Genomic DNA, 12,832 nt, shown 5'->3' on the forward strand with positions numbered 1-12,832 from the left:
GGCGGGGGGCAGGGGTCAGGCGGTGGAGGTGCGGATGAGGAGCTGTTGGTCGGTGTCGGCGACTCCGAAGGCGGCCGGGACCGTCTCGTTCGCCATGTAGAAGCGTTCGGCGACCCGGCGCGGCACCGGGAAGTACGTGAAGCGTCCGTACACGCGCCCGTCGGCGGCCATCGGGAGGGCGTCGAAGCGGCAGACGGAGACGATTCGGTAGTCCTCGCGGCCGTACGAGTCGACGACGGCGATCTCCGTGACGCGGCGGGAGCCGTCGCCGTGCCGGGTCAGCTGGATGATGACGTCGACGGCGCTGTTGATCTGGTCGTGGATCGCGGCGAACGGGATCTCGACCTCGGACATGGAGCTGAGGGTCTGGAGCCGCATCAGCGCGTCCTCCGCGCTGTTGGCGTGGACGGTGGCGAGCGAGCCGTCGTGGCCGGTGGACATGGCCTGGAGCATGTCGAGGGTCTCGCCGCCGCGGACCTCGCCGACGATGATGCGGTCGGGGCGCATGCGCAGGGAGTTGCGGACGAGATCGCGGATGGTGACCCGGCCCTTGCCCTCGACGTTGGGCGGGCGGCTCTCCAGGGTGATGACGTGGGACTGCTGGAGCCGGAGTTCGGCGGAGTCCTCGATGGTGACGATGCGCTCGCCGCCGGGGATCAGCCCGGAGAGCGCGTTGAGCAGGGTGGTCTTGCCGGTGCCGGTGGCGCCGGAGACGATCACGTTGAACTTGGCGCGGACGAAGCCGGCGAGCAGGACCAGCATGTGTTCGTCCAGCGAGCCGAGCGTGATCATCTCCTGGAGCGTGAAGGCGCGGGGGAAGCGCCGGATGGTGAGGATCGGGCCCGACAGGGAGAGCGGCGGGATGATCACGTTGACGCGCTCCCCCGAGGGCAGCCGGGCGTCGACCATCGGGTTGGACTCGTCCACGCGGCGGTTGACCGTGGAGACGATGCGTTCGATGGTCTGCATCAGCTGTTCGTGGGACGAGAAGCGCATCGGGAGGAGTTCGAGGCGGCCGCCTCGCTCCACGTAGACCTGGTCGGGGCCGTTGACCATGATCTCGCTGATGGAGGCGTCCTCCAGGAGCGGTTCGAGGATGCCGAGTCCGAGTGCCTCGTCGACGACGCGCCGGATGAGCTGCGAGCGTTCCACGGAGGACAGGACGGGGCCCTCGCGGCTGATGATGTGGCCGAGGACGCGTTCGAGCCGTGCCCGGCGTTCGGCCGCCGCGAGGGCGGACATCTCGGCGAGGTCGATCTCCTCCAGGAGCTTGGCCCGGTAGGCGCCGACGAGCCGGCTCTCCTCGCTCGTGCCGTTCGCCGGTTCGGGGCTGGTGATGCGCGCCCGCAGGCTCATGTGATCGACTCCCTCGTTTCCTGTGGCCGCATGGTCGGTTCCGGGTCAGTCGCTCGGCATGGTGGCGCTCTTCTCGACGGAGCCGAAGGAGAACATCGGCAGCAGGGCGGGTACGGAAACCCGCACGGTCACGGTGACCGACTCCGCGCCGCCCCCCGTCGTGACGGTCGCCCCGTCCGCGAGCCAGCCGCTCATGGACTCCCGGGCCACCGCGCCCGCCCGGCCCTCCTGGTGGTCGGTGGAGGCGACCCGGGCCGCCGCCCGCGCGGCCGTACCCGCCTGCTGGGCCGCGTACACCGCGAGGCCGAGCTGGACCACGGCCAGCGCGACGACGAGGAGCAGGGTGAGCACGCCCACGTACTCGATGGCGGCCTGCCCGCGCTGCCGGGTGCCCGTGGGACGCCGCCCCCCGCGCTGCCGGGTGCCCGTGGGACGCCGCCTCACCACGCGTCACGCCCCTCGTTCCTGGCCTTGGCCTCGCCCGTGGCGTGCATGGGCAGGCTGAACGCCCCGGGGAACAGCAGGGGTACGTCGATGCGCACGGTCGCGGTGACCAGCTCGCCGGACCCGCCGCACTCCACCTGCGTCGACCAGGCGCCCGGGACGTCCTCGCGCACCGCCCGCGCGCAGGCCGCGCCCTGGTCGCCCTCCGCGACGGCCGCGGCCCTGGCGGCCTTGTCGGCGGCGTTCCCCGCCAGGATGTACGTGTAGCAGACCATCGCGGCCTGCCAGAGGAGCGCGAGGGTGAGGAGGATCAGGGGCAGGGTGCCGACGAACTCGATGGCGGTCTGGCCCCGGTCGGCAGGGCGGCGGAGCGTGGCGCGCCCTCGTCGCCGGCCCGCTCGTAAGAGGTTCATGGCGCAACGCTCCCCCTCGGTGTCCTCGCGCTCACTTCCCGCGCCTCCCCCGCCCGCCCGGCGCGGCGCGCTCCCCCTTCGTCCTGCCCGCCCGGGGGGCTCCTTCCGCGTTCTTGACCAGACCGAGTTCTCCGGCCAGCCCCCAGAGTGCCTGCTTCACCGTGGACTTGGCGTCCAGGTCCTGGAGCCGCCCGGCGTCCACCACGGCCTGGAGCTCCTTGAAGTTCGCCGGGACCGCGATCCGCGCGGCCCTGGTGGCCGTGATCCGCTCGACCAGGGCGGGCTGGATCTCCGTGTGGCGGGTGTGGCGGTTGACGACGGTGACGGTCTCCTCGGCCTTGCGGACCTGGAGCCGGTCCCAGAGCCGGACCATGCGCTTGGCGGCCCGGACGGTGATCACGTCCGGGGTGGTGACCAGCAGGGTCAGGTCCGCCATCTCGACCGCCGCCGCGTTGGCCGAGTTCATGTACGTACCGCAGTCGACGACGACGACCTCGTAGCGGTGGCGCAGGGCGCTGAGCGTCTGGCGTACGACGCGGTCGGTGACGTCCTCGCCGCGCTCGCCCTCGGCCGGGGCGAGGAGCAGGGCGAGGCCGGACTCGTGGTTGTACAGGGCCTCCTGGAGGACCCGGGGCGAGATGTCCTGGATGGAGGCGAGGTCGACGACGGACCGGCGGAACTGCACGTCGAGGTAGGAGGCGACGTCCCCGGACTGGAGGTCGAGGTCGGCGAGGGCGACGGTGTGCCCGGACGCGGCGGCGGCCAGGGCCAGCTGGACGGCGGTGACGGTGGCGCCGACGCCGCCCTTGGCGCCGCTGACCGTGACGAGCGTGCCGCCGGGGCCTGTGAGGGCCTCGGCGCCGGCCCCGAGGTGGCGGCGTACCCCGACGGACCAGCCGGAGGCGGCCTGGACGCGCTGGGCGAGTTCCTCGTACGAGAGGGGCAGGCCGACCAGGCCGCGCGCGCCGGAGTCCATGGCGGCCGAGTAGAGCCCGGGACTGGTGTCGGCGGTGACGAGGACGACGCCGACGGCCGGGAAGCGCAGGGCCACTTCCCGGATCAGCTCCAGGGCCGGGACGGGGCCGATCCGTTCGTGCACGAGGACGACCTCGGGCAGCTCGTCCAGGGATTCGGCGGCCAGGCGGGCGAGGGTGTCGAGCAGTGAGGTGGAGTCGCCGAGCGGGGCGGCCGGTTCCGCGTCGGGGAGCTGGCCGAGCAGCGTGGAGACGGCTCGGGCGGCGTCGGCCTCGCCCACGGCCGGGAGGATGCGTGTGCTCATCCGGTCCTCACTTGTTCTTGTCTTCGTCGAGGTTGTAGCTGCCCTCGCCCGGGCGCAGGGTGGTCGGGCTGCCGTCGGGGAGCAGGGCGAGGCGTACGTGCTCGGCGAAGGACTCCGCGTAGGCGACGCGCTGGGCGTCGTCGGTGTCCAGGGCGAAGGTGATCGGGACGGCTTCGGTGATGCCGTCGCCGCGGTCCTCCGGCTTGGGTTCGAGCGAGGTGAGCGTGCCGACGTCGATGACCTTGGCGTTGGCCACGATGACCCGGGATGTGGCCGCGTCCTTCTCGGTGCGGCCGGCGAACGTGGCGTAGATGTTGACGAGGTTGCCGGGCCTGATCTTGCCGGCGACCCCGGTCGCCGCGTCGATCATGATGGCGATCTCCTGCTGCCCCTTCTTCAGCTGCGGGCGGTCGACCAGCATGTCGTCCTGGAGCAGGGAGCCCTTGTGCAGTTCGGTGACGGCGATCTTGCCGCGGAGGGCGGAGAGGTCGGTGACGGCGTTTTCGGACAGCCAGCGCTTCGGCATCGAGATCTTCTCGAACTGGTCGGCTTCCAGGGGCCGGTAGGGCGTGATGGTCGTCTTCACCCGGTACGCGGTCACCTCGGGCCCGACCTTCGAGTTCACGTCACCTATCACGAAGATCACTCCGGCGAAGGCCGCGAGGGCGCACAGGACCGACAGGAGGAGCAGGATGACGCCGCGGCGTTGCCGTGAATTCATGGGCGGAGCAACCTCGTTGGGGTATGTGGGCCGACGGGCGGTACGGGACGGGGCTCGCGGGGAACCTCAGGGGTTCAGGGCGGCGGGTCCGCGTGTGCGTTGCTCGGGCGGGTTCAGCGGGGCGTTGCACAGGCCGCAGCGGTCGCCGATGAGTTCGTTTCCGCACCAGGTACAGACCTCTCTGCGCACCGAGGAGACCAGTTGGTAGATCAGCGAGATGTCGGGCAGGTAGGCGGCGAACTCGATCATCTTCGATGTGCCCCACCAGCCGGGCGACTCGTCGGGCAGGACGGCCTCGTGCACCGCGGCCGCCTGCCAGGCCGGGGCCAGCGTCCCGGTGACCCACTCGGACTGGGACTGTCCGCGGGCGACGAGGAGGTGCGTGGCGTACTGGGGGCCGGTGAGCTCGCCCGTACCGATCCTGACCAGCTGGGGCTGCGGGTTGGCCAGCACCCCGAACTGAGCCCCGGGCACCCAGGACTTGGCGTGCGACTTGAGGCCGACCGGCACCCGGTCCAGCCTGGTCACGGAGTGGAGCAGCGCCCCGGCGTGCACGTAGTGGGAGAGCAGTCTCGCGGCGGAGGCGAGCACGCCGGCGCTGAAGTCGCAGACGGACAACTGCCGTAACTGGCGTACCAGTACGGCGACTCCGAGCGGCGGCAGGTCCGACTTGAGCAGGGCGATCCGGTCGCTCTCGAGGACGGCGCGGACGGTGTGCAGGCGGTGCTCGTGCGCTGGCGCGATGCCGGACGGGTAGACGGCGATGACGTGTCCGTGCTGCTCCAGGAGGAGTTGCATGTCGGCGAGCGCCTGGTCGAGGGACTGTTCGCCGGGGGCGCGCAGGACGACCGCCGGGGGTGTCTGCTGGTCCTGAGGGGGCAGCACGAGGCCGGGACCGGTCACTGCTATTGCTGTCGGCACGCCGTTCCCCGTTCCTCGGGCCGCCGCGTACCGCCGGCCGTAATCGCTCCTGCCGGGTGCTTCCGCTCGGATGCTCCCGCCTGAGCACTTTATCCACGTACGGCAGGACAGAGAACACCTTCAAGAAGGCTGCGGAGCACGGGGGATGGCGTCTCGCCGCAGCTCCGGCCGGACCGGACGCTGCCAGAGGTCTTGACAACTTGATTGGTCTGGACCAGTTTATCGGCCAGCGGTGGCCACCGTTCCTCGATTCCACACCCCGGCACCCCCGTGTCGCCCCCCCGCCATCCCCGACTCCCCCCGGAGGCAGCAAGTGGATCGTTCCCCCGCACCGAGCCGCAGAAGACGCCGTACCCGCCCGGTCCTCGGCTCCGCCATGGCCGTCGTCGCGGCCGGCGCCCTGACCCTCACCGGGCTCGTCACCAGCGCCGAGGCCGCCGACGTCAACGTCGCCAAGAACGCCGGCTTCGAATCGGGCCTCGCCAACTGGACCTGTACCGGCAACTCCGGCACCACCGTCTCCTCCCCCGTGCACGGCGGCACCTCCGCCCTGAAGGCCACCCCGGCCGGCCAGGACAACGCCAAGTGCTCGCAGACCGTGGCCGTAAAGCCCAACTCGACGTACGCGCTCAGCTCCTGGGTCCAGGGCGGTTACACCTACCTGGGCGCCAGCGGCACCGGGACGACCGACGTGTCGACCTGGACGCCCGGCTCCACCGGCTGGACCCAGCTGAAGACCAGCTTCACCACCGGCCCGAACACCACGTCCGTCACGGTGTACACGCACGGCTGGTACGGCCAGGCGGCCTACCTCGCCGACGACGTCCAGGTCACCGGCCCCGACGGTGGCGGCGGCACCGACCCCGGCCCGTCGGTCCCCGGCGCCCCCGCCGGTCTCGCGGTCGGCTCGACCACGTCGTCCTCGATCGACCTGTCCTGGAACGCGGTGTCCGGCGCGACCGGCTACACCGTCTACAAGGACGGCGTGAAGGCGACCACCTCCACCGGGACCTCGGCGACCGTCACCGGGCTCTCCGCCGACACGGCGTACCAGTTCGCGGTGTCCGCCACCAACGCGGCCGGTGAGTCGGTGAAGTCCGCGACCGTCAGCGGCCGCACCGCCAAGTCCGGTTCCACCAACCCGAACCCGGGCACCTCGGTCCCGAAGCACGCGGTCACCGGCTACTGGCAGAACTTCAACAACGGCGCGACCGTCCAGAAGCTCAGCGACGTGCCCGCGAACTACGACATCATCGCGGTCTCCTTCGCCGACGCGACGACCACGCCGGGTGCGGTCACCTTCAACCTGGACTCGGCGGGCCTGAACGGCTACACCGTCGACCAGTTCAAGGCCGACATCAAGGCGAAGCAGGCGGCCGGCAAGAACGTCATCATCTCGGTCGGCGGTGAGAAGGGCTCGGTCTCGGTCAACAGCGACGCGTCCGCGACCAACTTCGCCAACTCCGTCTACTCGCTCATCCAGGAGTACGGCTTCAACGGCGTCGACATCGACCTGGAGAACGGCCTCAACTCCACGTACATGACTAAGGCGCTGCGTTCGCTGTCGCAGAAGGCGGGCTCCGGCCTCGTCATCACCATGGCCCCGCAGACCATCGACATGCAGTCCACCGCGGGCGAGTACTTCAAGACGGCGCTCAACATCAAGGACATCCTGACCGTCGTCAACATGCAGTACTACAACAGCGGTTCGATGCTCGGCTGCGACGGCAAGGTCTACTCGCAGGGCTCGGTGGACTTCCTCACCGCGCTCGCCTGCATCCAGCTGGAGGGCGGCCTCGACCCGTCGCAGGTCGGCCTCGGCGTCCCCGCCTCCACCCGGGGCGCAGGCAGCGGCTACGTCGCCCCGTCGGTCGTGAACGCGGCGCTCGACTGCCTCGCCAAGGGGACGAGCTGCGGCAGCTTCAAGCCGTCGAGGACCTACCCGGGTCTGCGCGGCGCGATGACCTGGTCCACCAACTGGGACGCGACGGCCGGCAACGCCTGGTCGAACGCGGTCGGCCCGCACGTCCACGGCCTCCCGTAGAACCACACCCCGGAACCAGCAGCGCCGCCGCTCCCCCGGCGGCGCTGCTGCGTGTACGGGACACCTCGGCGCAGCACGCCGACGCGCGGCTTCGGTACCGGTAACGCAACAGTCGTGTACGGGAGTCGCCCCGTCTCATGGCTGTCGGCGCCGGTACGTGGCACCGTTGTGAGGCGCGGTGCTGGGCGACGGGGGGACTGACATGGCCGGGGCGCGGATCGATGCGCTGGGCGGGGACGATCCGGTGACGCTCGGACCGTACCGGTTACTCGGGCGGCTGGCGTCCGGCGGCATGGGGCGGATCTATCTGGCCCGGGCCGGCGGCCGGGGACTCGTCGCCGTGAAGACGCTGCTCGCGGAGGGCCGGGTCAGCGACACCGACCGGCGGCGCTTCGCCCGCGAGGTGACGGTCGCCCAGCGGGTGGACAGCGCCTACACCGCGCGCGTACGGGACGCCGATCCGGACGCCGAGCGGCCCTGGATGGCCATCGACTACATCGCCGCCCCGCCGCTCTCCGAACTGGTCCGCTCCTGCGGGGTACTGCCCGCCTCGGCCGTACGGTGGATCGCGGCCGGCACCGCCCAGGCCCTGGTCACCCTGCACGGTGAGGGGATCGTCCACCGCGACGTGAAGCCGCAGAACGTGCTGCTGCCGCTGGACGGGCCCCGGGTCATCGACTTCGGCATCTCCCACGCCAGCGACCTCACCCTGACCGGCCTCACGCTGGGCACGATCGCCTTCACCTCGCCGGAGCAGGCGCGCGGCGAGGAGTCCACCGCCGCGTCCGACGTGTACTCGCTGGGCGCCACGCTCTTCCTGCTCGCCACCGGCCGGACGCCCTACCGCGCGGACGGCGACACCCTGCGGCTGCTGGCCCGGGTGCAGCGCGGCGAGCTCGACCTGACCGGCCTGCCCAAGGAGCTGGTCGCGACGATCCGCCCGTGCCTGGCCGCCCAGCCCCGGCACCGGCCCACCCCCGCCGAGCTGCTCGCCCGCTTCCGGGAGCAGCAGGCAGGGCTGCCAATGACGACGAGCGGCACCCGGTGGCTGCCGCCGCGCTGGACGGCGCTGATCGGCGCGTACGCGGACCAGGGGCTGGAATGGGCGGGGGGCCGCGCACCGGACGGCCCGTCGCACGCCCCGACGGTCACCCAGCGCACGCGCGCCGTACCGAAGCCGCCCCCGACCCTGGTGTACTCGCCGCAGCGGCAGGCCCGGGCCGACCGGGACCGCACGCGCCGCGAGATGGCGGCCCTCGCGCAGCTGGCCGAGCGCCAGCGCGCCGAACGGGAACAGTCGGAGCGCGAGGAGGCCGACCGCCTCGCCCGGCTGCGGGCCGAGCAGGAGGAACGGGAGCGCGCCGACTCCGCCCGCCGGGCCGAACGCGAGCGCGTGGAGGCGGCCCGCCGCGAGGCCGCCCGGCAGGAGGCGGCCCGGCGCGAGGCGGCCCGCGTGGAGGCCGAGCGCGCCGCCCGGGCCCGTGCCGCCCAGGAACGCGCCGACCGCGAACGGGCCGAGCGGGAACGTGCGGCCAGGCAGCGTGCCGAGGCGGCCCGCCGACGGGCCGAGCGGGAACGCGCCGAGCGGGCCAGGACCACCTCGCCCACCCCGGCCCCCCGGCCCGCGCGCACCGGCTCGTCGTCGGGTGCCTCCGCCCTGGGCTGGCTGCTCGCCCTGGTCGCCGTGGCCGGGCTGCTGACGTGGCAGCCGTGGGAGAAGGCGGGCGGCGGCGGTTCGGCGTCGGGCGGCAGCGCGTCCGGTTCCGTCACCTCGGGCAGCAGCCTCGACACGCACACCGACGACAGCACGGGCGCCGACACGGACTCCGGGAGCGGCGGCTCGACGGACGACGACTCGGACGACCCGACGCCGACACCCTCACCGACCCCGACCCCGACCCCGACACCCACGCCCACGCCCACACCGAAGCCCACCATGGACGCCGTGGACCGGGCGTTCGCCGCCGTGCACGCGGGCGACTGCCTCAACGTCTACAACGACGGCCACGACAACATGAGCGCCGACCGCCCGATCCGGGTGAACTGCGGTGCCTCGAACGCGTACATGCACGTCAACCGCGTCAGCACCCGCACCGGCGCCGCCGGCTCCTGCGACACGGGGGCGGGCTTCACCTGGTGGAGGCGGCCGGGCGACGACGGGGTCACGCGGACGCTGTGCCTGGACCGGTTGTACCGGGCGGGCCAGTGCTTCCCGGCCGACGTCACCGGGGAGACCACCGCGGACCTGACGGTGGTGTGGCGCTGCAACGCGTCGAAGGTGCATTCCAGGGACTTGCGGGACCAGCCGCGCCGGATGCCGAGCAGGTAGTACGCGAGCAGCAGCGCGATCGTCAGGGCGACGAAGGGGTTCCCGAAGAACTCGATGACCGAGCGGCCCGTCGAGGGGTCCATCGCGATCGAGGAGAACGTGGCGGCGAGGATCAGGATCAGCGGGGTGCCGATGATGGCGAGCACGGTCGAGAGCGCGACCGGCTCCTCGCGCGGGGTGACCCCGGCGGCCCGCTGCTCGGCGACGACGGCGGCCTTGGCCTCCTCGGCCGCTTCCACCATGTCCTGCGGAACGTCCACGAAGATCCGCTTGCCGATCCAGGCGGCGTAGCCCCAGGCGGCGAGCACGGACGGGATGCCGACGAGGGCGCCCATGAGGATGACCCAGCCGAGCGAGACGTGGAAGAGACCGGCTGCGGCGACCGGGCCGGGGTGCGGCGGCAGGAACGCGTGGGTCATGGACAGGCCCGCGAGCAGCGGCATCGAGTAGAGCAGAATCGATTTGCCGGACCGCTTGGCGGCGGCGTAGACGATCGGCGCGAGGACGAAGATGCCGACGTCGAAGAAGACCGGGATACCGAAGATCAGACCGGTCAGGCCCATCGCGAGCGGGGCGCGCTTCTCGCCGAAGAGCCGCAGCAGCCGGGCGCTCAGCACCTCGGCGCCGCCGGAGACCTCCAGGATCGCGCCGAGCATCGTGCCGAGGCCGATGATGATCGCGACATGACCGAGGATGCCGCCCATGCCGGATTCGATGACGGAGACGGCGGCGGACTTCTGCACGGTGCCGAAGAGTTCGGTGACCGAGAGCCCCGCGCCCAGGCCGACGGCTATGGAGACCGCGAGCAGCGCGACGAACGGCTGGAGCCTGACCTTGATGATCAGGAAGAGGAGGAGCGCGATGCCGAGGGCGGCGACGGTCAGCAGACCGGGCGTGCCGTCGATCAGGAGGAGGAGTCCACCGGTGTGGGGTGGCGTCTCGGCGGGGGCGGGACCTGCGGCGAACTGCATGGGTAACTCCGTTGTTGATCCATGTTCTTGGGCAGGGGGGACCGCGGCACGGCGCGAATGGTGTGCGCGCCGTGCCGGGCGGGGTGCGGATTACGGGGATGACTCAGCCCAGGACCGCGAGGGCGTCGATCTCGATGAGGAGGCCCTTGGGCAGGCCGACGTAGACCGTGGTGCGCGCGGCCGGCGCCTCCTTGAGGTTCTGCTCGCCGAAGTAGGTGTTGTAGATCTCGTTCATCTCGGCGAAGTGGTCCACGTCCGTGAGGTAGACGCGCATCATCATCACGTCGTCCCAGCTCGCGCCGCCCTCCTCCAGGATCGCCTTGACGTTGGCGAAGGTCTGGAGGGTCTGCTCGCGCAGGGTGGGGCCGGCCGGGGTGGGCGCCTGGCCCTCGACGGCGGGCAGGAAGCCGACCTGGCCGGCGACCTGGAGGATGTTGCCCTTGCGCACGCCGTGCGAGAACTTCGCCGGCGGGGTGGTGTGGGTGCTGGGGGTGAGGGCGGTCTTGTCGGTCATCGCTGATCAGACTTTCTTGGGTCGGTTGCTGCCGGAGTACTCCCGGCTGATGGTGTCGGCGGTCCGACGGACCAGGGGGAGCAGGGTGAGGAGTTCCTCGGCCGTGACGACCACGTTCGGCGCGGAGACCGACATCGCGGCGACGACGCGCCCGTCGGCGCCGCGAATGGGGGCGCCGACGCAGTTGATGGACTCCTCGTGGCCGCCGAGGTCGGTGGCCCAGCCCTGTTCGCGTACGGCGGCGAGCTCCTTGAGGAACGCGGCCGCGCCGGGCGTCGAACGGGGCGTGTACATGGGGTAGTCGAGCTTGTCGGCGACGGACCGGCGCTCGGCCTCGCTCAGGTCGGCGAGCAGCAGCTTGGCCACGGCCGCGACGGTGATCGCGACGGGCTTGCCGATCCGCGAGTACATGCGGACCGGGTAGCGGCTCTCGACCTTGTCGATGTAGAGGACCTCGTTCTCCTCGTACACGGCGAGGTGGACGGTGTGCCCGCAGTTCTGGTTCAGCTCGACGAGGTGCGGGTGGGCGATCTCCCGTACGTCGAGGTTCTCGACGGCCTCCTGCGCCAGCGCGAACAGCCGGGCGCCGAGGCGGTAGCGCTGGTCCTGCTGCCGGTAGACGAGCCCGTGTTCGTGCAGCGTACGGAGCAGGCGCAGCGCGGTGGACTTGTGGACGCCGAGCCGCTCGGCGACCTGCCCGAGGTCGGCGGGCCCCTGGGCGAGGAGCGGCAGGATGCTGAGCGCCCGGTCGACGGTCTGACTCATGTCGTACGTACCTCCGTGTCGTCCCCCGTCCACCCGGGGCCGAGACGCAGTCTCCCCCACGCGTCGTCGTCCAGTGCCGCGAGCCGGTCGGCGTACGCGCGGGCGGGGGGTTCGGTGAGGTCGCCGGGGACGGTGAGGACCGCGGCGGCCATGAGGTGGCCGTGCCGGGCGCGGTCGCGGACGGGGAGTCCGCGGAGGGTGGCGGAGAGGAACCCGGCGGCGAAGGCGTCGCCGGCGCCGACGGGGGCGACGACGTCGACGTGTAGTGCGGGGACGTGGGTGACCTCTTCAGCCCCGCCGGCGTTGGAGGCGCGGGGTCCGGGGCGGAGCCCCGGTTCATGGGAGAACACCGTCACACCGTCGGCGCCGCGCTTCACCACGACCACCCCCGGCTCCGGCAGCGCCTCCCGGATCGCGGCGGCGCCCACGACCCCCCACGCCTCCTCCGCCTCGTCCTCCCCCACGAACACCACATCCGCCCGCCGCGCCAGGTCGAGCAGCACCCCGGCCGGCTCCCCCCGCCACAGCCCGGGCCGGAAGTTCACGTCGAAGGAGATCAGGGGCCGCCCCTCCCGGGGAGCGGTCAGCTCGTGGAGCAGCGCCAGGCAGTCGGCGGACAGCGCGGCGGTGATGCCGGACAGGTGCAGGACGCGCCCGGCGGGCAGCCCGTCGCACGGCACGGTCGCGGGCGACATCGCGGAGGCCGCGGACCCGGCCCGGTAGTAGGCCACCTCGTGGACGTCCGTGGCCCGGTCCGTGGCCGTGCGGAAGTAGATCCCGGTCGGGCGCGAGGGGTCGCGCCGTACGAAGGAGGTGTCCACGCCGTACGCGGCGACCGCCTCCACGAGGTGGTCGCCGAAGCCGTCCGCGCCGACCCGGCTCACCCAGGCCGTCCGGTGCCCGGCCGCCGCGAGGGCGCAGGCCACATTGGATTCGGCACCGCCGATCCCGCGGGCGAAGGACGGTACGTCGGCGAGGCGCCCCGGCCGTGAGGGCAGGAACGTCACCATGGACTCACCGAGGCACACGACGTCGGCGGGCGTGGTTCCGGACACGCGGGGCTCCTCAGCAGTCG

At 72.1% G+C, this 12,832-nt stretch carries 11 protein-coding genes and 1 pseudogene; 2 read left to right on the forward strand and 10 right to left on the reverse strand.

Annotated features, from left to right (window positions below; genetic code table 11):
• Positions 1-15: 15 nt before the first annotated feature.
• The 6 genes from BLW14_RS11145 to BLW14_RS11170 form a co-directional block, all read right to left on the reverse strand.
• Positions 16-1,356 (reverse strand): TadA family conjugal transfer-associated ATPase, encoded by a 1,341-nt coding sequence (locus BLW14_RS11145; protein ID WP_093706736.1) that lies wholly within the window; start codon positions 1,354-1,356, stop codon positions 16-18.
• A 45-nt stretch (positions 1,357-1,401) separates the two neighbouring features.
• Positions 1,402-1,803 (reverse strand): TadE/TadG family type IV pilus assembly protein, encoded by a 402-nt coding sequence (locus tag BLW14_RS11150; protein ID WP_093706738.1) that lies wholly within the window; start codon positions 1,801-1,803, stop codon positions 1,402-1,404.
• Entirely contained in the window at positions 1,797-2,213 is a 417-nt protein-coding gene (locus BLW14_RS11155; protein ID WP_093706740.1) for a TadE/TadG family type IV pilus assembly protein, read from the reverse strand. The genes BLW14_RS11150 and BLW14_RS11155 overlap by 7 nt, the downstream gene beginning before the upstream one ends.
• A 31-nt stretch (positions 2,214-2,244) precedes the next feature.
• Positions 2,245-3,492 carry a CpaE/TadZ family protein gene (locus BLW14_RS11160; RefSeq protein ID WP_093706742.1) on the reverse strand — a complete coding sequence of 416 codons (1,248 nt, stop codon included), beginning with the start codon at positions 3,490-3,492 and terminating at the stop codon, positions 2,245-2,247.
• A 7-nt stretch (positions 3,493-3,499) separates the two neighbouring features.
• Positions 3,500-4,213, reverse strand: coding sequence for a Flp pilus assembly protein CpaB (cpaB, locus tag BLW14_RS11165; RefSeq protein WP_093706744.1), 714 nt, complete (start codon positions 4,211-4,213; stop codon positions 3,500-3,502).
• A gap of 66 nt (positions 4,214-4,279) precedes the next feature.
• Complete coding sequence (locus BLW14_RS11170; protein WP_093706746.1) at positions 4,280-5,116, reverse strand: hypothetical protein; 837 nt, start codon at positions 5,114-5,116, stop codon at positions 4,280-4,282.
• Between the two features lie 331 nt (positions 5,117-5,447).
• On the opposite strand from BLW14_RS11170, the gene BLW14_RS11175 reads away from it, so the two are divergent.
• Both BLW14_RS11175 and BLW14_RS11180 read left to right on the forward strand, forming a co-directional pair.
• The gene (locus BLW14_RS11175; RefSeq protein WP_371128066.1) at positions 5,448-7,178 is read left to right on the forward strand and encodes a chitinase; all 1,731 of its coding nucleotides are present in this window, start codon (positions 5,448-5,450) and stop codon (positions 7,176-7,178) included.
• 202 nt (positions 7,179-7,380) lie between these two features.
• The gene (locus tag BLW14_RS11180) at positions 7,381-9,507 is read left to right on the forward strand and encodes a serine/threonine-protein kinase (RefSeq protein WP_093706750.1); all 2,127 of its coding nucleotides are present in this window, start codon (positions 7,381-7,383) and stop codon (positions 9,505-9,507) included.
• On the opposite strand, the pseudogene BLW14_RS11185 reads toward BLW14_RS11180, so the two are convergent.
• The 4 genes and pseudogenes from BLW14_RS11185 to BLW14_RS11200 all read right to left on the reverse strand — a co-directional run.
• Positions 9,462-10,478, reverse strand: a pseudogene (locus BLW14_RS11185) (GntP family permease); the annotation flags it as partial. The gene BLW14_RS11180 and the pseudogene BLW14_RS11185 sit on opposite strands and share 46 nt — an antisense overlap.
• 103 nt (positions 10,479-10,581) lie before the next feature.
• Positions 10,582-10,992, reverse strand: coding sequence for a RidA family protein (locus BLW14_RS11190; RefSeq protein WP_018519066.1), 411 nt, complete (start codon positions 10,990-10,992; stop codon positions 10,582-10,584).
• 6 nt (positions 10,993-10,998) lie between these two features.
• Entirely contained in the window at positions 10,999-11,757 is a 759-nt protein-coding gene (locus BLW14_RS11195; protein WP_093706752.1) for an IclR family transcriptional regulator, read from the reverse strand.
• A complete protein-coding gene (locus tag BLW14_RS11200; protein WP_093706754.1) occupies positions 11,754-12,812 on the reverse strand; it encodes a sugar kinase in 1,059 nt (352 codons plus the stop codon). Before BLW14_RS11200 ends, BLW14_RS11195 begins: the two co-directional genes overlap by 4 nt.
• Between the last annotated feature and the right edge of the window lie 20 nt (positions 12,813-12,832).

Origin of the sequence: Streptomyces sp. 2131.1 (genome assembly GCF_900105515.1) — a bacterium.
GTDB lineage: Bacteria > Actinomycetota > Actinomycetes > Streptomycetales > Streptomycetaceae > Streptomyces > Streptomyces drozdowiczii.